15 protein-coding genes and 8 tRNA genes are annotated in these 22432 nt (G+C 51.6%); 8 read left to right on the forward strand and 15 right to left on the reverse strand.

The window, feature by feature from the left end:
* Positions 1–341: 341 nt before the first annotated feature.
* The 13 genes from AYI96_RS12610 to recA all read right to left on the reverse strand — a co-directional run bounded on the left by AYI96_RS12610 (position 342) and on the right by recA (position 7571).
* Positions 342–418 (reverse strand) — tRNA-Arg (locus AYI96_RS12610).
* Between the two features lie 46 nt (positions 419–464).
* Positions 465–556 (reverse strand) — tRNA-Ser (locus AYI96_RS12615).
* Between the two features lie 8 nt (positions 557–564).
* Positions 565–641: transfer RNA gene (locus AYI96_RS12620), tRNA-Arg, on the reverse strand.
* Positions 642–671: 30 nt separating this feature from the next.
* A tRNA-Arg gene (locus AYI96_RS12625) sits at positions 672–748 on the reverse strand.
* 42 nt (positions 749–790) lie between these two features.
* Positions 791–867 (reverse strand) — tRNA-Arg (locus tag AYI96_RS12630).
* Between the two features lie 29 nt (positions 868–896).
* A tRNA-Arg gene (locus AYI96_RS12635) sits at positions 897–973 on the reverse strand.
* 31 nt (positions 974–1004) lie between these two features.
* A tRNA-Arg gene (locus AYI96_RS12640) sits at positions 1005–1081 on the reverse strand.
* 18 nt (positions 1082–1099) lie between these two features.
* A tRNA-Ser gene (locus AYI96_RS12645) sits at positions 1100–1191 on the reverse strand.
* Positions 1192–1395: 204 nt separating this feature from the next.
* Complete coding sequence (csrA, locus tag AYI96_RS12650; RefSeq protein WP_025011666.1) at positions 1396–1593, reverse strand: carbon storage regulator CsrA; 198 nt, start codon at positions 1591–1593, stop codon at positions 1396–1398.
* Between the two features lie 116 nt (positions 1594–1709).
* Positions 1710–2948, reverse strand: a complete 1239-nt coding sequence (locus AYI96_RS12655) for an aspartate kinase (protein ID WP_052248113.1) — start codon at positions 2946–2948, stop codon at positions 1710–1712.
* Positions 2949–2970: 22 nt separating this feature from the next.
* Positions 2971–5595: an alanine--tRNA ligase gene (gene alaS, locus AYI96_RS12660; protein WP_144361702.1), complete on the reverse strand. Its 2625-nt coding sequence runs from the start codon at positions 5593–5595 to the stop codon at positions 2971–2973.
* A 468-nt stretch (positions 5596–6063) separates the two neighbouring features.
* On the reverse strand, positions 6064–6495 hold the full coding sequence (locus AYI96_RS12665) for a regulatory protein RecX (RefSeq protein ID WP_144361703.1): 432 nt from the start codon (positions 6493–6495) through the stop codon (positions 6064–6066).
* Positions 6496–6506: 11 nt separating this feature from the next.
* Positions 6507–7571, reverse strand: a complete 1065-nt coding sequence (gene recA / locus AYI96_RS12670) for a recombinase RecA (RefSeq protein ID WP_039034396.1) — start codon at positions 7569–7571, stop codon at positions 6507–6509.
* Positions 7572–7888: 317 nt separating this feature from the next.
* Between recA and mutS the strand changes: the two genes are divergently transcribed.
* On the forward strand, positions 7889–10447 hold the full coding sequence (gene mutS, locus AYI96_RS12675; protein WP_404830129.1) for a DNA mismatch repair protein MutS: 2559 nt from the start codon (positions 7889–7891) through the stop codon (positions 10445–10447).
* 203 nt (positions 10448–10650) lie between these two features.
* Here the strand turns inward: mutS and AYI96_RS12680 are convergent, their stop codons facing one another.
* Positions 10651–11583, reverse strand: a complete 933-nt coding sequence (locus AYI96_RS12680; RefSeq protein WP_039034397.1) for a porin — start codon at positions 11581–11583, stop codon at positions 10651–10653.
* Positions 11584–11875: 292 nt separating this feature from the next.
* On the opposite strand from AYI96_RS12680, the gene rdgC reads away from it, so the two are divergent.
* The gene (gene rdgC / locus AYI96_RS12685; protein ID WP_025889123.1) at positions 11876–12787 is read left to right on the forward strand and encodes a recombination-associated protein RdgC; all 912 of its coding nucleotides are present in this window, start codon (positions 11876–11878) and stop codon (positions 12785–12787) included.
* A gap of 205 nt (positions 12788–12992) precedes the next feature.
* Here the strand turns inward: rdgC and AYI96_RS12690 are convergent, their stop codons facing one another.
* Entirely contained in the window at positions 12993–14807 is a 1815-nt protein-coding gene (locus AYI96_RS12690) for a M61 family metallopeptidase (RefSeq protein WP_144361704.1), read from the reverse strand.
* 128 nt (positions 14808–14935) lie between these two features.
* On the opposite strand from AYI96_RS12690, the gene AYI96_RS12695 reads away from it, so the two are divergent.
* The 6 genes from AYI96_RS12695 (at position 14936) to AYI96_RS12720 (ending at position 22413) form a co-directional block, all read left to right on the forward strand.
* Complete coding sequence (locus tag AYI96_RS12695) at positions 14936–17083, forward strand: tetratricopeptide repeat protein (protein ID WP_144361705.1); 2148 nt, start codon at positions 14936–14938, stop codon at positions 17081–17083.
* A 159-nt stretch (positions 17084–17242) separates the two neighbouring features.
* Complete coding sequence (locus tag AYI96_RS12700) at positions 17243–18799, forward strand: GGDEF domain-containing protein (RefSeq protein WP_144361706.1); 1557 nt, start codon at positions 17243–17245, stop codon at positions 18797–18799.
* 35 nt (positions 18800–18834) lie between these two features.
* Entirely contained in the window at positions 18835–20190 is a 1356-nt protein-coding gene (gene ppnN, locus AYI96_RS12705) for a nucleotide 5'-monophosphate nucleosidase PpnN (protein WP_039034401.1), read from the forward strand.
* Positions 20187–20948, forward strand: coding sequence for a flap endonuclease Xni (gene xni / locus AYI96_RS12710; protein ID WP_144361707.1), 762 nt, complete (start codon positions 20187–20189; stop codon positions 20946–20948). The genes ppnN and xni overlap by 4 nt, the downstream gene beginning before the upstream one ends.
* A 42-nt stretch (positions 20949–20990) precedes the next feature.
* Positions 20991–21407, forward strand: coding sequence for a DUF3192 domain-containing protein (locus tag AYI96_RS12715; protein WP_039034403.1), 417 nt, complete (start codon positions 20991–20993; stop codon positions 21405–21407).
* Positions 21408–21993: 586 nt separating this feature from the next.
* On the forward strand, positions 21994–22413 hold the full coding sequence (locus AYI96_RS12720; RefSeq protein WP_071476805.1) for a DUF3192 domain-containing protein: 420 nt from the start codon (positions 21994–21996) through the stop codon (positions 22411–22413).
* Positions 22414–22432: the final 19 nt, after the last annotated feature.

Here is a 22432-nt window from a genome sequence, read left to right on the forward strand (position 1 = left end):
ATGTCTGTAAGACCAGTGAGCTTCAACATAGAGGCATTATGAATATAAATGGGGAGCCGTTAATTTTATCCGGGTAAGTTCGCTTCCCGCGGTGAAGTTGTCCGTGATGGATTCCCTAAAAATCAATCAGCCCGGTTAGCAGCCGCAGCCTGAAGCAACAGCGAAATGGTAAGCAAAGCAGGTGTAAGGCCCAGAGGAGGACTTTATCGCAAGGCGCAAATGAACCTGTATCTCCGCGGGCAAGTTTTCGGATAAAACACCACAGGAAAGTAATTACAAACGGGTAAGAGTCAGATAGCAAAACGCCCCGCGATTGCGGGGCGTCTTACTTCTTTGCTATTTGGTGCGCATGGAAGGAGTCGAACCTCCGACCGCCTGGTTCGTAGCCAGGTACTCTATCCAGCTGAGCTACATGCGCTTAATCCGGAACTCAGAAAGCTTGGCTCTCAGAGTATAGTAAAGAATGGCGGAGAAGGAGGGATTCGAACCCTCGATGGGAGATAAAGCCCATACTCCCTTAGCAGGGGAGCGCCTTCGGCCACTCGGCCACCTCTCCGCGTAAATTGGTGCGCATGGAAGGAGTCGAACCTCCGACCGCCTGGTTCGTAGCCAGGTACTCTATCCAGCTGAGCTACATGCGCTTAAATTCATTACGTACTTTACTTGATATCTGGTGCGCATGGAAGGAGTCGAACCTCCGACCGCCTGGTTCGTAGCCAGGTACTCTATCCAGCTGAGCTACATGCGCTTTCAGATAAGCAATTTTCTTAGCAGTCTTTAAGGTTTCAGATGGTGCGCATGGAAGGAGTCGAACCTCCGACCGCCTGGTTCGTAGCCAGGTACTCTATCCAGCTGAGCTACATGCGCTTGATCATCTTGAAAAACTAAAGCAGAAGTGGCGCGCATGGAAGGAGTCGAACCTCCGACCGCCTGGTTCGTAGCCAGGTACTCTATCCAGCTGAGCTACATGCGCGAATTGTATTCTTTACTGCTAAAACGAAAAATGGCGCGCATGGAAGGAGTCGAACCTCCGACCGCCTGGTTCGTAGCCAGGTACTCTATCCAGCTGAGCTACATGCGCGTATTTCACGTTAAGAAATGGCGGAGAAGGAGGGATTCGAACCCTCGATGGGAGATAAAGCCCATACTCCCTTAGCAGGGGAGCGCCTTCGGCCACTCGGCCACCTCTCCGTTTTCTTGGCGCACATATTACTGTTTGAAGAAAATAAGTCAAACCCTTTTTCCGAAACCTTTTCCGTTTGTCCTGTTTTTAATCAGCCCACCTAAATAACGCGCAAATCCTGTGCTATCAAGGGTTTTCCGGCGCCAAAAAATAAAAAAGCCAGTTTAAAAACTGACTCTTCTATTCCTGACGGAGGTTCACTTTGTGTCGCCTCAGAAGTTACCACCTTCAGAAGGGGTTCCGGTTTTCTCAGACTGAATACGCTGATAAATCTCCTCACGGTGCACAGAAACTTCTTTGGGTGCATTCACACCTATACGTACCTGATTCCCCTTCACACCCAGCACTGTCACTGTGACCTCGTCACCAATCATCAGTGTTTCGCCAACACGACGAGTCAAAATCAGCATTCGATTGCTCCTCTAGTTTCCATATTTTCTACACACGGCGCTCATCCGTCGTAACCATTATTATAAGGTGAGCTTAGTACAAATTAATAGTATTCAATACTAAATCCGTTGTTTAATTACACCTTATTTAGTTCAAAAGCGTGATGTAGAACTCGAACTGCCCTGTATAAATCCGCTTCATCAATAACCAAAGACAGCTTTATCTCTGATGTTGCCATCAACTTAACATGAATTCCTTCATTCCCCAAGATATCAAACACCTTGGCGGTTGCCTCGGCTCTGCGATGCACGCCGGCGCCTATCACAGAGACCTTGGCCAAGGATTTTTCAAACACCAATGGCCCCAACGACAGGCCAAGAGCCGCCTCATCAAGCACCTTTAGCGCCCAAGAGAGCCTGTCGGCATCCATGGTAAAACTGACGCCGTCATCCGTCCCCGCCTTGGTTACCAAATCAACGTCGACACCGTTTTCGGCCAACAGTGAAAATACTGCCGCAAAAGGGTCTGGTGAATCGTCAGAGCGGTTAAGACTCAGCATCGCCTGCCCTTTACTGCAAGCGATACCGGCCACTTGATTACTCTTGTCTTCACAGGCATCGAAACGGATCAGTGTGCCACTGCCGGGCTCAAAGCTGGAAAGCACCCGCAAGGGAACCTGAAAGCGCTCGGCATAAGACACTGAATCCGGGTGCAACACCTTGGCACCCAATCGAGCCATCTCCAGCATCTCTTCGAAGCTGATGGCATCGAGTTTCTGGGCGCTCGGTTCGATATTGGGATCTGTGGTATAGACACCGGCCACATCGGTAAAAATTTGACATTCCCGCGCCTTGAGCGCAGCAGCCAATGCCACCGCCGTGGTATCAGAGCCACCACGGCCAAGAGTGGTCACTTCCCCGAATTGATCCCGTCCCTGGAAGCCGGCCACTATCGGGATAATGCCCTGGGCCAGCAACTCCTGCAGATACTGAACATCAACTCGTTCGATACTGGCACGGCCAAACTGACTATTGGTATGGATTTGCACCTGAGCGGCATTGAGCGACTTGGCTTTAACACCACGTTTTGCCAGTGCCATCGCCATCAGGGCAATACTCACCTGCTCGCCGGTGGAAACCAGCATATCCATCTCCCGCGCCGAGGCTTCAGGGTCAATCTGCCCCGCCAGCGCAAACAAACGGTTGGTTTCACCGGCCATGGCAGAGAGCACCAACACCTGATGCTCGCCGCTCAATTGAGCCTTGGCAATCTGCTCGGCAATCACCTCGATACGCTCAATCGAGCCTACCGAGGTGCCACCGAACTTTTTGACATACAGTCGCTCGTTACTGCCTGAACGTACTTCTTGTGTCACATAGACCTCGTTGGTGGCGAAATTATGCCAGACGTTCAGTCAGCCAAGGCGTTACCGATGCCAATGCCTGAGGCAAGTTGGCAACTTCACTTCCACCGGCCTGAGCCATATCGGGGCGACCACCGCCCTTGCCACCAACCTGCGCGGCCACCATGGCCACCAATTCACCGGCCTTCACCTTAGCGGTCAGGTCTTTAGTCACCCCGGCGATAAGGTTGACTTTGTCGCCATGAGCCAGACCCAGCACCACTATGCCAGATTGCAGCTTCTGCTTAAGTTCGTCCTGCAGACCACGCAGAGAGCCTGGGTCAATGCCTTCGACCTGTTTCACCAACACCTTGACTCCGGCAATCTCTTGCGCATCGGCAACCATATCGGCGCTGGCAGCGGCGGCCAGTTTATCTTTAAGCTGAGCAATCTCTTTTTCCAGTTGGCGGCTACGCTCCAACTGCGCCTTGAGTTTGGCGACCACAGAGTGACTGTCTGCCTTGAGCAAGTTAGCGGCATCATTCAATTCCTGCTGTTGCTCGGCGACGAAAGCCATGGCTGCAGCACCGGTTACCGCTTCAATACGGCGAATACCGGCGGCAATACCGCCTTCGGAAGTGATCTTGAACAGACCTATGTCACCGGTGCGGCCCACATGGGTACCACCACAAAGTTCAATCGAGAAGTCACCCATAGTCACAACCCGAACCTGGGCATCGTATTTCTCACCGAACAAGGCCATGGCGCCTTTAGCTTTGGCCTGCTCTATATCCATCTCGGCCGTTTGCAGCTCGTGGTTACGACGGATCTGGGTATTAACCATCTCTTCAACCGCCTTGAGCTCTTCAGGCTTAACCGCTTCAAAGTGGGAGAAGTCAAAACGCAGACGCTCAGGCTCCACCAAAGAACCTTTCTGGGTCACATGCTCACCCAATACCTGACGCAGCGCGGCGTGCAGCAAGTGAGTCACTGAGTGGTTCAGCTGGGTGCGATGGCGCAGTTTCTTATCGACTTGCGCAAGCAGCTCCTGACCCAGAGTCAGTTTGCCTTTACTCAGTTGGCCGATATGGCCTGTGGCCTGGGCATACTTTTGGGTATCGCTCACCTCAAACAGCAGACCTTCGGCTGTCAGTTGGCCCTTATCGCCTACCTGGCCGCCCGACTCGCCATAGAATGGGGTTTTATCCAACACAATAACCGCTTGCTGACCGACTTGCAGAGTGTCGACCGCCTGACCATCGACATAGATGCCGATAACCTTGCCGTTGCCGCTCAGTTCGCTGTAACCGCAGAACTCACTGTCGGCATCAATCTTCAGCCCGGCGTTATAATCGGCACCAAATTGACCGGCGGCCTGAGCCCGGCTACGCTGCTCGGCCATCGCCGCATCAAAACCCTCTTCATCGACCTTGATATTACGCTCGCGGCAAACATCGGCGGTCAGATCCATAGGGAAACCATAGGTGTCATAGAGCTTGAATACAGTTTCACCATCCAGGGTATCGCCCTTGAGTTCAGACAGGGCTACATCCAGAATCCCCAGACCACGCTCAAGTGTACGGGCAAACTGTTCTTCTTCGGCTTTCAGCGCCTTTTCCACTATGCTCTGAGTCGCCTTAAGGCCCTTGGCGGCATCGCCCATCACGTCAATAAGTGTAGGTACCAGCTTATAGAAAAAGGTATCAGTGGCACCCAGCTTGTTACCGTGACGCACGGCGCGGCGGATGATACGCCGCAGTACATAGCCCCGGCCTTCATTGGACGGCATCACGCCATCGGCAATCAGGAAAGCGCAAGAGCGGATGTGGTCGGCAATAACCCGCAGGGATTTGTTTTCCAGATCTGTTACGCCGATGATCTCGGCCGTCTTGGCAATCAGAGTGCGGAACACGTCAATTTCATAGTTGGAATGCACACCTTGCATAATGGCGGCAATACGCTCTATCCCCATACCTGTATCAACAGATGGCTTGGGCAGAGGTTCCATCACCCCATCGGCCTGACGGTTGTACTGCATGAAAACTATGTTCCAGATCTCAATAAATCTGTCGCCATCCTCTTCCGGTGTACCTGGGCGACCGCCAGGGATATGGTCACCGTGGTCATAGAAAATTTCAGTACAAGGACCACAAGGGCCTGTATCGCCCATTTGCCAAAAGTTATCTGAAGCATAAGGTGCGCCCTTGTTGTCGCCGATACGGATAATATCCTCGGCGGGAACTCCTATCTGCTTGTTCCAGATATCAAAGGCTTCATCATCGGATTGATAAACGGTAACGCACAAACGTTCCTTGGGCAGCTTGAGCTCTTCGGTCAAGAAATTCCAGGCAAAGCGAATGGCATCTTCTTTGAAGTAATCACCGAAGCTAAAGTTACCCAGCATCTCAAAGAAGGTGTGGTGACGGGCCGTATAACCCACGTTATCCAGGTCGTTATGTTTACCACCGGCGCGAACACAACGCTGCGAAGTGGTAGCGCGGCTGTAGCTACGCTTGTCCATACCGAGGAATACGTCTTTAAACTGGTTCATCCCGGCGTTGGTAAATAGCAGAGTGGGGTCATTGCCTGGCACCAGAGAACTGCTGTCGACTACCTGATGGCCATTCTTGCGGAAAAACTCCAGGAAAGCACTTCTGAGTGCTGCTGTGGTTTGGTACATAAATCGTCCTGAGTTACTTAAGCCTGAATAATGTATAAAAAGTGGTCTAAAGGCGTGCATCGCCCGGCCACTCGAGCGCTCTTTTGCCAAGCATTATAAGCATGCAGCGCCAGAATACCAATTAGATTGCGCAGGGTATGACGCCTGATACAGCCGAGGTACAGAGAGCATTAACGGCATAAGCCAAAACCGGATTAACGGGGTAGGCAAATGCTATTTGCCATAGGTGTTGAATTACTCAGCGAGTATAGAAACCTGCGCGGGCAAACCAGGATACAGAGGCTTTAGCGGGATATAACCATGGGCGACAAGCGCAAAAACTAGCACCTGGATTGCGTGCTGGTACAGAGCGCAAAAAAGGCTGCAACTTAATAAGAGTGAATGTTGGGGTTTGTCAAATGAAGTCAGTTGCAGAGATTTGGCAGCGGTAAACTTGGTTATGAAAAGGGCTTTAGTGATAGAGAAAAATCAGTCGTAAGGGTCATATTCAAGGGCGAATGCCACTTGATCATAACTAAAGCCCTGCCCCATCAAGTGACGAATTCGGCGAGCCTTTTCTTTCATATCATCAGCGGGAGTATCGCCGAATTTCTTTAGTGCGCGGCTGCGCGCCAAGGCAAACCAGTCACAATCACAGGCATCCAAAACCTGCTCGATACACTGTTTGTTCAAGCCTTTTTGCATCAGTGCCTGACGCACTTTTCCCGGGCCGTGGGCCTTGGCAATATGGCTGCGCAACAAGGCTGCAGCGAAACGCTGATCATCGATAAAGCCTTTGGTTTCCAGACTATCCAAAGTCTGTTCTACCTCAAGCGACTCAAAGCCCTTGCCCAGTAAACGGCTCTTGAGTTGCTCGCGGCCATAGTCGCGGCGCGCCAACAGCGCGACCGCAACATCCATTACCGACTGGCTCAGAAAACTTCTCCGGTTTCCAAGTCGATATTGCCTTCACCCGTCTCGGCGCTGGCAGGAGCTGCTTCTGCTTTGCTGAGCAGTTTAGCGCGCAGTGCCGCTTCGATTTCGGCAGCCACTTCAGGGTGTTCCTTGAGGTACTTACCTGCATTGGCGCGGCCTTGACCAATCTTGTCACCCTTGTAGCTGTACCAGGCACCGGATTTTTCCACCAGCTTGTGGGCTACGCCTAAATCAACCAGCTCACCGGTACGGTTGATACCCTGACCATAGAGAATTTGGAAATCGGCTTGTTTGAAGGGGGCGGCAATCTTGTTCTTAACCACTTTAACCCGGGTTTCGTTACCAACAACCTCATCACCCTCTTTGATAGCGCCTGTACGGCGGATATCGAGACGAACTGAGGCGTAGAACTTAAGAGCGTTACCACCAGTGGTGGTTTCAGGGTTACCGAACATGACCCCAATCTTCATCCGGATCTGGTTGATGAAGATAAGCAAAGTGTTGGACTGCTTGAGGTTACCGGCAAGCTTACGCATTGCCTGGCTCATCATACGAGCCGCCAGCCCCATATGGGAATCACCGATTTCACCTTCGATTTCAGCCTTGGGAGTCAGAGCCGCCACTGAGTCAACAATGATAACATCAACGGCACCACTGCGAGTCAGCGCATCACAGATCTCCAGCGCCTGTTCACCCGTATCTGGCTGAGAACACAGGAGGTTATCGATATCCACGCCCAGCTTCTTGGCGTAGATAGGATCCAGTGCGTGCTCGGCATCGATAAAGGCACAGACTTTGCCTTCACGCTGCGCCGCAGCAATCACTTCCAGTGTCAGAGTTGTTTTACCTGAAGATTCAGGACCATAGATCTCAACAATACGGCCCATTGGCAGACCGCCGGCCCCTAGAGCCACGTCCAGAGAAAGCGAACCGGTAGAGATGGTTTCGACATCCATGGTTCTGTCTTCACCCAGTTTCATGATAGAACCTTTACCGAACTGCTTCTCTATCTGTCCCAGAACTGCGTTAAGCGCCTTCTCTTTGTTTGGATCTATTTTCATTCCTGTTCCCTCTTGATTGCGGCGTAATACGTCGCCTGAAATCTATGTTGCCGCCCCTTTATTCAGAGCTTTGGGGTAAATACCAATCTGCCACCTAGTATACTGTACAATCATACAGTATCAAGTGCTGGCGGTAATTTATTTAAAGGCCGCTTGCTGATCAATCACTTGTGACCGAAGGCGTAAAATTTCCCCGCCCACGACTGGCTCAGTGATGAATAACTGATACTATTGGCGCCATTGAAAAAGGGCAACCGCTCTTGGAAACACAGTCAAGGAAATATCTGAAAGCTCCCATGAATGCAGTGATTACGCCTATGGATAACCCGGATTTGGAAAAACACACCCCTATGATGCGCCAGTATCTATCGATGAAGGCGCAGCATGCCGAAATGCTGCTGTTTTATCGCATGGGGGACTTTTACGAGCTGTTTTACGATGATGCCAAAAAAGCCTCCGAGCTCTTGGGTATTTCACTGACGGCCAGAGGCAAGAGTGGTGGCGATCCTATTCCTATGGCAGGTATTCCTTATCATGCGGTGGAGGGCTATCTAGCCAAGCTGGTGCAGCTCGGTGAGTCGGTTGCCATCTGTGAGCAGATTGGTGATCCGGCCACGTCCAAAGGGCCGGTCGAGCGCAAAGTAGTGCGCATAGTGACTCCCGGAACTCTCACCGATGAAGCGCTGCTGCAAGAACGTCAGGATAACCTGCTGGCCGCCGTCTACGAAGGCAAGAACGGTTTTGGCTACGCCACCTTGGATGTGGCCTCCGGCCGTTTTGTGATTGCCGAGCTGGCCACCCTTGAATCATTGGAGGCCGAGCTGCAACGCACCAAACCGGCCGAGCTGCTCTACAGCGAAGACTTTTCCCAACAAAGCCTGATTGCCGGCATCAAGGGCAAACGCCGTCGTCCCGAGTGGGAGTTTGACTTGGATACCAGCATGCGATTGTTGCTGGATCAATTCGGCACCAAAGATCTGCGTGGTTTTGGCATAACAGACGCCAGGCTGTCACTGCAGGCGGCCGGCTGCCTAATGCAGTATGTCAAAGATACCCAGCGCACCGCTCTGCCCCATATCAATGCCATTACCCGCTTTAACCAGAGCGACAGTATAGTGTTGGATGCTGCCACCCGGCGGAATCTAGAACTGACGGTGAACCTTGCCGGTGGCCGGGACAATACTTTGGCTTCGGTGCTGGATGCAACCGCCACCCCCATGGGCAGCAGGATGTTACAGCGCTGGATCCATCAGCCACTCAGAGACCATCAACAGATTGGCCTGCGGCAAACCGCTGTGGCAGAGTTGATTGCCAGCGGCCTGTTCGAGCCGTTGCATGACGACCTAAAGGCGCTTGGTGATGTGGAGCGGATCATGGCGCGCCTGGCTCTGAGAAGCGCCCGCCCGAGAGACTTTGCCCGTCTGCGACAAGCGCTGGCGCTGTTGCCGCAACTGCAGCAACTATTGGCAAATACCCAAAGCCCCGAGCTTGGCCGTTTGAAACGTCAGCTCAGTGAATTCCCTGAAGAGCTCGCGCTGCTGGAGCGGGCGATTGTCGACAACCCGCCGGTACTTATTCGTGATGGCGGCGTGATCCGCGATGGTTATCATGCCGAACTGGATGAATGGCGCCGCCTTAGTGAAGGCGCCAGTGACTATCTGCAACAGTTGGAAGTCAGGGAAAAAGAGCAAACGGGAATAGCCACCCTGAAAGTCGGCTTCAACCGGGTACACGGCTACTATATCGAAGTTTCCCGCGGCCAGTCGGCACTGGTGCCTCTGAGCTACCAAAGACGCCAGACATTGAAAAACACCGAGCGCTATATCATCCCAGAACTGAAAGAGTATGAAGAGAAAGTGCTTTCCAGTCAGGGCAAGGCGCTGGCACTGGAAAAACAGCTTTGGGACGAGCTGTTCGATCTCCTGCTGCCCAAGCTCAGCGAACTGCAGGCCTTTGCCATGGCGGCGGCCGAGTTGGATGTACTGAGCAACTTTGCCGAGCGGGCCGACAGCCTCAACTACCACCAACCGGAGTTGAGCGATAAGCCGGGCATACATATTGAAGCCGGGCGTCACCCAGTAGTTGAGCGAGTCAGCCAGGCTCCCTTTATCGCCAACCCGGTAACCCTTAGCCCTGAGCGTAAAATGTTGGTGGTCACAGGCCCCAATATGGGCGGTAAGTCCACTTACATGCGTCAGGTGGCGCTGATCACCCTGATGGCACATATCGGCAGCTTTGTGCCGGCAGATAAGGCGATTCTGGGGCCTGTTGACAGGATCTTCACCCGTATCGGCGCCTCGGACGATCTGGCCTCGGGCCGCTCCACCTTTATGGTGGAAATGACAGAAACGGCCAATATTCTCCACAATGCGACCGCAGAGAGCCTGGTGCTGATGGATGAGATTGGCCGCGGCACCTCCACCTATGACGGCTTGTCACTGGCCTGGTCGGCGGCAGAGTATCTGGCCCAGCGACTGGGCGCCATGACACTGTTTGCCACCCATTACTTCGAGCTGACTCAGTTAGCAGAATTGATGCCCCAGGTTGCCAATGTACATCTGGATGCCATGGAGCATGGCGACAGCATAGTCTTTATGCACGCAGTGCAAGAAGGAGCCGCCAGCAAGAGCTATGGTTTGCAGGTTGCTTCACTGGCCGGTGTTCCGGCCTCGGTGATCAAGGCCGCCAAATTGAAACTGCAACAACTTGAAAGTCGCGATCACGGTCAGGCACCCCATGTTCAGGCACAGGCCACACTGCAACTGGAAACACCGCCATCTGAGCTTGAACTTCTGCTTGGCAGACTGAATCCGGATGAACTCAGCCCGAGAGAGGCGCTGGACTTAATCTATAAACTCAAGGCGTTGGCAAACTAAACCTTTGAATTTCAGTTTTCAGCTCAACTTGAAACAACGATTTCACCGAGCAAATGTGCCTGTTGCGCGGTTGATATGAAGGCTGCTTCGTAAAATAGAAAATCCGATGACACTGGTCATCGGATTTTCAGCTTTTCCATAAGATCCTGGTTTAAATGCTCAACACTGAGCCCAGATTCTCCTTCAATGCATCATGGCCTGACTTAGAACTTGTGCTCCAGACCAACACCTATGTACTTGTCATCATCATCCACATTTTCCATGGAGCGATTGGTGTAGAAGGCAAACAGCTTGGTTGGCTTACCCAGCTTGTAGTCAGCACCGATAGACCAGGAATCACCCTTATCTTCCATATCCTGCCACTGACCTTTCAGAGTCACTGCATCAATCTTGTACGCCGCGCTCAACAGGTAACCGTTCTTGCTGTCACCATCGACGGACTTCTCTTCCTGCTGGAACATACCACCCAGAACGAAGTTGGCCAGCTTGGCCTGTACTGTGGCGCGCAGGACATCGTAGCCCTTAACTTCTGAGTCATAAGCAACAGAGGCGAATACTGCGCTCTTTTTCAGATCCTTGTCACCGTACATGGCAGCAATAGAGAACCCATCTTCACCACCCTGTGACTTGGCAGCTTCAGCAGCATAAGTGGCACCAACTTTGAAACCACCGAATGAAGGTGACAGGTAAGTTACAGTTTGCTCAATACGGTTTTCACCCTTGAACAGGCTCTTGAGGTCGCCTGACAGGTCGTTGAACTGGTCAACTTTACCTTGAGCGACTTTCAACATGGTGTCATTACGACCCACAGAGACAGCACCGAAGTTACCTTTCAAACCAACAAACTGATTACGAGCCAAGAAGTTATCTTTGGCATCATTACCTGTATCTACCTCATATTCCACTGTGTAGAATGCAGCCAGATCGTTACCCAGATCGAATTCGCCTTTCACGCCAAAACGAGAGGCATTGCTTTGAACCGCAGTTTCAGAATCGTCAGCAGCAGCTTCGTCATTTGACTGAACAGTAACATTCAACTTGCCGTAAACGGTCAGCGGCTCGGCAGCGTGGGCAGAGGCCAGAGAGACTGAAGCTATGGCTGAAGCGAGTAGTGTTTTGCAAAATGCATTCATCATTAATTCCTTTCGACGTTCTCTTCGTCTTGGTTATTGGTTTGGAACGAGCGAAAGTGTGCAACGAGTCTGTTGCAGTTTTATTTCATCTTTTAACCTGCCAGATTCATTATGCCTTTAGAATCTCCTTAAAAAAGGCAAAAGCCCTTAACCACGCGGGCTAGCGACAAGCAATACACCATATGACATTTTGGTTAAATCTTTCCCGGGTTGAAAAATCTGTGCTAACGGGGCGGGTTTACCTTGAGGATTTCATGCCTTACACTGCGGCTTTATTTTTCAAAGAGCGCCTGTCATGTGGTTTAAAAATCTCACCGTATATCGTTTCAACAAACCATTTTCTACCGATATAGAGGCACTGGAGACTGCCCTTGAGGGTTTCACCTTTTCTCCCTGCTCCAGTCAGGACATCAGCAAGTTCGGTTTTTCCAAGGCTTTGGGCAAACTGGGGCACACCCTGGTTCACAGCGCCAATAACCGTCACCTCATCTGTGCCACCAAAGAGGAGAAGTTGCTGCCTTCTCAGGTCATCAAGGAAGCGCTGGAAGAAAAGGTGTCGCTGCTGGAAGAGGAAGAAAACCGCAAGCTGACCAAGAAAGAGAAAGATGCGCTCAAGGATGAAATCACCACCACACTGTTACCAAGAGCCTTCTCCCGTCGCAGCCAAATCAAGGCGCTGTTGCTGCTGGATGAGCAACTGATCCTGGTAGATAGCTCCAGCGCCGCCAAGGCCGAAGAACTGCTGGCCTTGCTGCGTAAGGCACTCGGCAGCCTGCCTGTGGTGCCAATGAGCACCAAGACACCGATTGAAGTGCAAATGACCGAATGGCTCAAGCAAGGCAATGCCCCAGCCCCCTTCACCATTCAGGATGAAGCTGAGCTCAAGTCTGCCGCCGATGATGGCGCAACCGTGCGCTTCAAGCAGCAGGATCTCGGCGAAGAGGAAGTACTGGCTCACCTGGAAACCGGCAAGCAGGTGCATAAACTGGCACTGCACTTCGGTCAGTCCATCGCCTTTGTGCTGCAATCCGATGCCGGACTGCGTCGCCTCAAGTTCTCGGAAGAGTTCCGCGCCGCCACCGATGATGTTGCCGGTGAGGATCCGCTGGCCAAACTGGACGCTGACTTTGAGCTGATGAGCAGCGAACTGGTTGCGCTGATGCTGGCTCTGGTCGATGCCCTGGGCGGCGTTGAAGATAGCCTGTAATCCCTATCTCCAAGTAGAAAAGACGCCTGATGGCGTAATGCCGTTCACTTAGTGTGAACGGCATTAGAGTCTGCCTCAGCTTTGGTCAGCAAGCTCCAAGGCTGAAGTCCCCTGCGCTGAGATAAAATAGACGCCATAAAAAACACCGGCGCACCTGAAGATGCGCCGGCGTTTTCTGGACAATCAGATTCAGGACTTATCAGACTCAGGATGTATAGTTACCCTGAGCGTCAAACGGCCAGTCTATACCGAGCCAAGCCTTGAAGAAGGCTTTCTGGGCGCGGCTGACGCTTTCCTTGGGCTTAATTTGCAGCTTGCCGGATTGCTCTGAAGCCAAAGTCACACGCCGCTCTATGAGCTTATCGTCGTGAAACAAAGTCACAGTCAACTCATCACCTGCGTCAAAGTCGGCCAAACGTTTGCCATAACCTTCGGCGCTGACTTTCAAGCCATTGATAGCCAGCAACTGATCGCCGGCGACTATGCCCGCCTGCCAAGCCGGACCACCACGCTCAACACTTTGTAACACCAAAGAGCCTGAGGTGAGGGTCATACCGGCAAAGGCCTGCTCCTTACTGTCTTTGCCATAGGCGGTCTTAAGCCCTGCCTGACTCAGCAGTTTGTCAAAGTCCAGCACCAAGGGGGCATTGACATGGCTCTGCCACCAAGGCTCATAGTCCTTGCCGGATAAGTTTTTCAAAATACGTTTCACATCCGTGACATTGTACCCCTTGGGAACCTTATGCTCACGATAGAGACTTCGGTGCACATCCCGGTAGGACACCTCTTTATCTGTGTCCTGCAGCAGTGAGAAGTCCAGTGCCAACGAAGTCAGGTAACCTTCTGAGTAGATGTTCACACTGTGGTTGATGGCGTAATCGCCGCCTGTGCTGACCCATTGACCGGCGCTGGCTTCGGCCACCGACTGAATTTCCCGCCCCGGCTTATGCTGATTGGCATTGACCCGCTTGGCCAGGTCTTCCATAAACTCTTTAGGCGTCATGATCCCGGCACGCAGCAACAACTGGTTTTGAAAATAGCTGGTAGAACCTTCCGCCATCCACAACAGCTCTGTCATATTCTCCTGTTGGTAGTCGTAGGGCACCAGTCCCTCCGGGCGATAGGCCTTGACGTTCCAGGTATGAATAAATTCATGGGAAGCCGTGCTGATGAAACGCAGATAGTCCTGGCGCTCACGGAAGTTGAATCTGGGCAGCTGGATAATGGTTGAGTTCAAATGTTCGGTGGCGCCGCGGGCTCCCGAGGTGGCGTGCACCATATAAACATAGCGCTCGAAGGGATAGTCGTCCCAAATGGCCGCTGCCGTAGCGGACAACTTACCCAGATCGGCCTCTATCTGCGCCAGGTCATAGTTGCCCTCGCCCCAAACCACCAGCTCATACTGTTTGCCGTCGGCCTTGAAGGCGCGATGTTGGCTAAGCCCGGTTTCAATCGGCGAGTCGACCAACACATCATAGTTGGCAGCCACAAACGAATGAGGCTTATCACCCGCGGCCATCCCCGAGTAACTGCGCCAATCGCTCGGCACATCCAGTGTTACCTTGACAGGCTCCTGACGAAAATCAGGGCTGTACATGAATACGCCGCTGGCATCCAGAAACGCATGACTGGCATCAATATGCCTGACTCTTTGCCCCAACTCATTGGCGTAGAGCTGATAGCTAACTGTGACCGCAGTCGGCTTGGATAAAGCCACAGTCCACTCACCGCTGGCACTGCGTTTCCAAGGCAGGCTATTGCCCTGCTCGTCCGAGGCATGAAAACGACGAACCCCGTCCGCCAGCGGCAATACCTGATACTTGCCGGTACGCCAAACCGGCAGATTAACCTTGAGCTGTTGCCCGGAATGTTGCGGAAAAGTAACATCAACCTGAGCCAAATGATGTTCGGGACTTTTCAGATTTATCTGATAATCAATGTCAGCCAAAGCTGAAGATGTCCAGCCCAGTGTTGTCAGTAGGGAAGAGTAAGATATGATTGACAAAACAGCGGATTTCACTCGTAATTCCTTCTTATGTCATTGTTGTTATAAAATCGGCCGAGTATAACAATTCGGGGAGTTCACCTCACCCGTTGCTAATAAAAGCTAACAATTAAGTCCCCAAAGAAAGGGACAAAGGCAAATATATGTACTTTTTCAGGGTTATCTTCATCGCATCCATGCTGCTTGTGGGTCTGGCGCACGCCGATGAATTGGATGATATAGAGATAAATTTCAGAGAGCAGCCCAGGCAACTCCATAGCACTGTGGTCAGTTCAATACCAAAATCACTGCAATATCTTTCTCTTGAAGAGTTTCAGACCAGCGCATCTGAATTGGGCTATACATCGGGACAATTGATAAACCAGCTTATCCTGTTGGCGCGACTGGATCTGGATGCTCAAGTGCTGGTTCCGGGCCGGCTGGAACAGGCACTGGAAATCATTGAACTATTAAAGATAATTGCCCGCAGCGACTATGAAAAAGCCGCTCTCTATAACTTGGAAGGTCGTTATCTTGGTCGGGTTGATCAACAGTATCAACAAACTGTCGCACTCAACCAACAGGCGCTCGAGCAGTTGGGCGAAGCAGAAGACAAACGTAGTCAATTACTCAGGTATGTCATCTATGAAGATCTGGGTACAGTGAACCTGATAGCCAAACAACCTATCCCCTCTCTGAACGCCTACAACCAGCTCAGAGATACCGCCTACCAACTAAGAAATGATTACCTGATAGCCAATGCCGAGGCGGCGTTGGGCAAATACTATAATGTGAACGATCAGCAGACCAAGTCGCTGCAGCACTACACCGAAGCTTTCCGCTTGGCCAGCCGTTATAACCATCCCAATCAGAAGGCGCTACTGCAGCTGAACCTGGCCAAGCTCTATCGGGATATGGAGCAGTGGGACGAGGCTCTGGAGTTTGCTCATGGAGCAGCCGATGCCTATACGGCTATGGGTTCAGGCTCTTTTCTATCCCATACCATGACGGTTATCGCCATGGTATATGCCAATACAGGCGAATGGAATAAAGCAATAGACTACTACCTCAATGCCCAGCAGCTTGATGCCGAGCTGAAAAACTTTATCGCCCAGGGGTTAAACTTCCACAACCTGGGGGAAGCTTACTTCAATTTGAACGACCATCAGGTCGCCCTCGATTACCTGTTTCAGGCCAACGCAATATTCAAAGACAGAAAAAGCAATCATTACCTTGTTTACAATGAGATGCTGATAGCTGAAGTAACGCGCGCCATAGAGGATTGGCCTTTAACTATGCAGCACGCCACAGAAGCACTGCGACTGGCTAAATTATTGGCGTTACCACAAGAGCAGATTGAAGCTCTGGGTCATCAAACCTATGCTTACAAGGCGCTGGGACAATATCAACAGGCTTTGCTCTCTCAGGAGCAAAGCCTCCAACTACAACAACAGCTGCTGGAACAAGAACGGAATGCCAACTCGGATGTCAGCTCCTCTGCTGTCACAGAGCAAAAATTGAAGTTGGAAGTAAGTCAACTCAGGCAGGAAAAGCTACAACAACAAGATTCATTGCATACCCGTAATATCTTGCTGGTGGTCAGCTTGGGGTGCAGTCTACTGTTGCTGGCACTGACGATGCAGCAATATAAATTGCGTAAACGTATGGCAAAAACCAACCAGGCCCTGAAAACGAAAATGCAGCTGGAACCCATAACTGGCCTGCCCGGTTATCGCGCTCTGCTTGGCAATATTTCGAGTAAAACCAAGGGACTGGCGCTACTATCTCTTGAGAACGAGCTCAACAGCGACCTCACCTTGGGCAACAGCCTGGCGGCGCCGAGACTCGCGCAACAGGCTGAGGAGATTACCGCTACTACAGGTGCCAAGGTATTCCTGCTCAGACCCGGCCTATTTGCCCTGACTCTTACCGAAGAAACCAGACCGGCACAGCTTTACCATCAACTTAGCGAATGGCAATTCCAGGGGCAAACCCCAAGACTGGCCCTGGGGTATATTCCGCTGCCACTATTGGCTAACCCGGATGTTAAATTGTCTCTTGAAACCCTGGTTGAAACCACTCAGATGGCCCTTGCCGGAGCCATCAGTTTGCAGAATAACCAAGGCAGCTATGTCGGTTTCAGTACTCTGGACTTCACCCCGGCTGCCATCTTCTCAGCCCCGCTCTATCTGCAACTGCAAAAGAGCATTATCCGCGGCCTGATAAGAGTAGAAACCAATGGTGAGAAAGATAAGATCCACTGGCCGGAGGTACTCCAACCGTCCAGAAGCGAACATGTGTCAATAATTTGATCTAAACGACAAAACTTTGTCTCAACAACTAGATGGCAGATTTGCACTCCGGCCGGATTGCGATACCATTTAGAAGTGTCTGGAACCGGCGTCATAAGAAATCAAGCCTCTGATGACCCGACGATTGATTCGATCGCGCATCGAAGGAAAATAACAGGAATGAAGGACTCAAACGCAACGGTGTCGCAACTGGGTGTACTGAAACAGAAATTACACTCTACCAAAGCCGCGTTGGATGAAATGAATGAAGACAGAAATGCCAAACTGCAGGCGTTACTGCAGTTTATTGGTCATCTCAGTCTGGCCTGTAAGGGACAAAGTCTGGAGCTGGATAATAAACTGGCCAAGCTTAGACATAACCTGGGAACCTATGAGCGTATTGATGATGTCCTGCTGGATCTGGTCGATGTCGAACGTCTACTCAAGGGACAGTACCATCATGTGATGGGTCAACTCGAAGAAGGCCGCTCCAGTCTGAGCAAATTCAGCCGTCAATTGCAACGAGTCGACTCCATGCCCGAACGCCTCAAGAAAGAGGTCAGCTATTTCAAGCAGGAGCTGGGCAAACCTTTTCATACCGTCTGGGACTATATTCCAAAGGTCGAGCAACTGGTGGGCTTTTATGAGCAACTGCTCGAAAGCCAATTTGAATCAGAATCTCCCATTGCTGTCTTGCCTAAACACAGGCAGCTTGGCCATGAATTGGCGCAGATGATATCCAATATAGAGTTTCGCAAAGATCAGCGTGATCAGGTTTTGGTGATCAAAGAGCTGTTGGCCTCGGCCGAGATAGATGTCGAGGCTCTGCTGGAAGCCTATCAAACGATACTCTCACTGCTGCTGGACAACATTGCCCGCGAAAAAACCGCCTCGCAGGAGTTTCTGTTTGCCCTCAACGATGCCCTGAGTGCCGTACGGGAAGTGGTCAGCGATTCTTACAATCAGTCCCAGCGCAGCCATCAGCTCAAGAACCAACTGAATCGCGAGCTCAACGCCCAGGTAGACAATGTTGGCGCATCACTGGTAGATATTGATGACATCACCGAGCTAAAACAACAGATCAGCGAACAACTGGCCACCATTCGTGCCAGCCTCGCCCGTAAAGAAGCGCTGGAGCAGAGAGAGCAAGCCTTGCTACGCAAGTCGATAGAGATTATGCGTAAAGAACTGAACGACCTCTCCAGCGAAGCCACCACCTATAAAGAAAGGCTGTTTGAACAGCAAAAGCTCAACATGCTCGATACCCTCACCCAACTGCCCAACCGTGCAGCCATGGAGGAGCGGATGGAGCAGGAATACCGCCACTTCCAGCGCAATAAACAGCCCCTGTGGCTGGCGGTAGCCGACATAGATCACTTCAAATCCATCAACGATAGCTTTGGTCATACCACAGGTGACAAAACACTGCAGGTTATCGCCATGGCGTTGAAGAACTCCCTGCGTGATACTGAGTTTGTTGCCCGTTACGGCGGTGAGGAGTTTGTTCTCATCATTCCGGATGTTTCCCCCAAGGATATAGAACAACTATTGAACAGGGTGCGCGAAAAAATTAAAAATATTCCTTTTAAATTTAAAAATCAGCGTATTACAGTTACAGTATCCATAGGGGCCGCGCAGATATTGGATGGCGAACACATCCAGGAAACCTTCGAACGTGCCGATGCGGCCCTCTACAAAGCCAAACATGAAAGCCGTGACAGAGTCATTATAGATTGACCGCAATGACTCCGGTTTCAGCTCAAGGAGTCGTCATGATAGTCAGGATCAGTCCCCGCGGCAGTATGGACCAACTGTCGCAACTGGAGGCAGACCGCCTCAAACAGAGTGCCAAGAGTGACCTTTACCAACTCTACCGCAACTGCTCTTTAGCCGTTTTGGCCTCGGGGCAGCAGACTGATAATGCCAAAGAACTGTTTGAACAATTCCAGGACTTTGAAATCAATGTGCTGCGCCGGGAGCGTGGTATCAAGTTGGAGCTGGTCAACCCGCCGGCCAGCGCCTTTGTCGATGAGCAGATAATTGTCGGCATTCAGGAACATCTGTTTGCCGTGCTAAGGGACATCATCTATGTCAGCAACAAATACGATGGTCTGAAACACATCAACCTCACCAATGCCAGCCACATCACCAACGTGGTGTTCGACATTCTGAGAAACGCCAGAGCCATTACCCCGATGCAGGATCCCAATGTGGTGGTCTGCTGGGGCGGCCACTCAATAAACGATACCGAATACAAATACACCAAAGAGGTAGGCTACCAGTTGGGGCTGAGAATGCTGGATATCTGTACCGGCTGTGGCCCAGGTGCCATGAAGGGGCCAATGAAGGGCGCCGCAATCGGCCATGCCAAGCAGCGTATTCATAACGCCCGTTACATAGGCCTGACCGAGCCGAGCATTATCGCCGCCGAGCCGCCCAACCAGATAGTCAATGAACTGGTGATTCTGCCGGATATTGAAAAACGTCTGGAGGCATTTGTGCGTCTGGGGCACGGCATAGTCATTTTCCCCGGCGGTGCCGGCACCGCAGAAGAACTGCTCTACCTGCTTGGTATTTTGCTCAACCGCGAAAATGCCGATATTCCCTTCCCGCTGGTGCTCTCCGGCCCCAGAGAAAGCGAAGCCTACTTCCGCGAAATCGATGCCTTTATCGGCGCCACCCTTGGCGAGCAGGCGCAGCAGAAATACCAAATCATCATAGACGACGCCCCCCAGGTCGCGCGTATCATGCGTGCCGGGATGGAAGAGGTTAAACGTCACCGCAAGCAAACCGGTGATGCCTACCAATACCAATGGAGCCTCAAAATCGAGCCGGAATTCCAGTTGCCCTTTGTACCCACCCATGAAGTGATGGAAAACCTCAACCTGCACTTCCAGAGCAACAAGGCTGAGCTGGCGGCCAACTTACGCAAGGCGTTTTCCGGCATAGTCGCGGGCAACGTCAAAGCCGAAACCATGAAAAACATCGAGCATCATGGTCCATTCAAGCTCAAGGGTGACCCCGAGCTGATGGCCTTGATGGATAAATTACTGGGCGCCTTTGTCAGCCAGCAAAGAATGAAGTTACCTGGCACCGCCTATGTTCCCTGTTATCAAATAATGAAATGAACCGACTGCTGATTATCGATGGCATGAATCTGGTGCGCCGCCTGCATGCGGCGCAGCCGGATGAAGCCGACATGCAAGGGCTGACCGAGCGCAGCCGCAATGCCTGCCAGAAGCTTATTCGCCAGCACAGCCCCACCCACGTGGCCATAGTCTGGGACGGCGATGAGGAATCCTGGCGCAAACGCCTGTATCCTGATTACAAAAAAGGCCGCAAACCTATGCCCCAAGCCTTGGCCGATGGCCTGCCGGCACTGAAACAGGCACTGGCCGAAGCGGGCATCGGCTCCATCAATGCGCTATCGGAAGCCGATGATGTTATCGCCACCTTGGCCAGCAAGTTGTGCCTGCGCGGTGGTGAAGCGATTATTGTCTCTACCGACAAGGGCTTTTGCCAGCTGAGGTTACCGCGTTTACTGCTGTGGGATCATTTCAATGGCGCTGCCATGGATATTGCCGCACTGGAGCAGAAACTCGACATAGAGCAGAGCCAATTGCTGGACTTTATGGCCCTCAGCGGCGACAGCGGTAATAAGATCCCCGGTATTCAGGGAATAGGTCCCAAGACGGCCGGTGAACTGCTCAGAAGCTTTCGCACTCTGGCCAATGTCTACAATGCGCTCGATACTCTGGGAGCCAAACAAGCCAAGAAATTAACCGAGGGCAAGGAGATGGCGCGCCTCAGCTATCGCTTGGCAAAACTACGCACCGATCTCGAACTTAATATTCGCTTGAACCAGTATAGAGTCAAAGAAAGCTAAGACTCTCAACGCTCAAATTAAGCAATAAAATGGAAAAACCGTATGAAAGGTAAAGCCCCTGTGATTATCGGCAGCATCTTTGTCGCCTATCTGCTCTTTGTTGCCGTGGTCATCCTCTTCTATGAACCTAAACCCGAAGAGATGAGCTGGGAAGACAGGCAAGCCTATAACCTGTCCAAGGTCACTGAATTACAACTGGGGCAGACACTGGAACAAACCATTGAAACCCTGGGCAAAGCCGATTTCAGCGAAGCGATGCAAACCCATGGTCAGTCGTTGCAAGTGCTCTTCTACCGCACCCAGCATGTCAAATCAGACGGCAAGACCACCAAAGACGAATGCACCCCACTATTGTTTAAAGATGGCCGACTCCAGGCCTGGGGCGAGGACACTTATCAGCAATATCTGCAGCAACATATACAGCCCCTGCAGACCAACCCCAAACAGACACAGAAATAGCGAACCGGGCTCAAATATCGGCTTGAGTGCAAACGATCTAAACGCCTAAACCCTTGGCAGCCTTATTGGCTGCTAATTATTTTTAACAATCCTCTTCCAACGGATATACTGCATTCCCGGCCAAACGGTTTAATGACATATACAAATATGAATGACTAGCTGATTTTCCACCGCCGCTAATTCTATCTGGAACGGAACTGGCTGATAAAAGCCCCCCCAACGCTCAGCGGAATTGGGGCCAGATCTGGTGGTGGATTTTGCCCAGTGCCCTCGCCTGTTCTTTGCTAAACCTTGCGCCGACATCCTCTCTTCAATAGAGCCGTTCGGGGTTGAGCGTATTAAAAACCCTACAAGCCAGGTGAAAATCTGTATGCCGAGATAGACATAGGTACAAGAGACGAACTGGATAGCATTGCTGAAGTGCTCTATGCCTATTTTCAATCTAAAGAAGACACCCACAAACAAAACATATTACAAACACACTGTTTACACTAATACTGTCGCGAGTATCTTATACCACTCAATACAGAGTGAACTGTCTTGCTCTTGAGTAAACCCAGATTGAGCAATAAAACGGAATAACAATATGAAAAATAAGGCACCTCTCGTTATCGGCAGCATCTTTCTCGCCTACCTGGCCTTTGTTGCCGTGGTCATTATCTTCTACGAGCCAAAGCCGGAAGACATGAGCTGGGAAGACAGGCAAACCTATAACCAGTCTATGATCTCCGCCCTGCAACTGGGGCAAACACAGGCAGAAGTCACCCAAACCCTGGGCAAAGCCGACTTCAGCGAAGCCAAGCAAACCTATGGTCATTCACTGCAGGTCCTCTTCTACCGCACCCATCACAGTAAATCAGACGGTAAGACCACCAAAGATGAATGCACCCCACTGCTATTCGAAAATGGTCAACTGCTGGCCTGGGGCGAAGACACTTACCAGCAATATCTGCAGCAACATTCGCCGCAGCAAGTGCTACCCAAGGCCCCAGCTCAACCCGAATAACGGCAGCTATGACAGGCTG

Source organism: Shewanella sp. MSW, assembly GCF_007636515.1.
Lineage (GTDB): Bacteria > Pseudomonadota > Gammaproteobacteria > Enterobacterales > Shewanellaceae > Shewanella > Shewanella indica.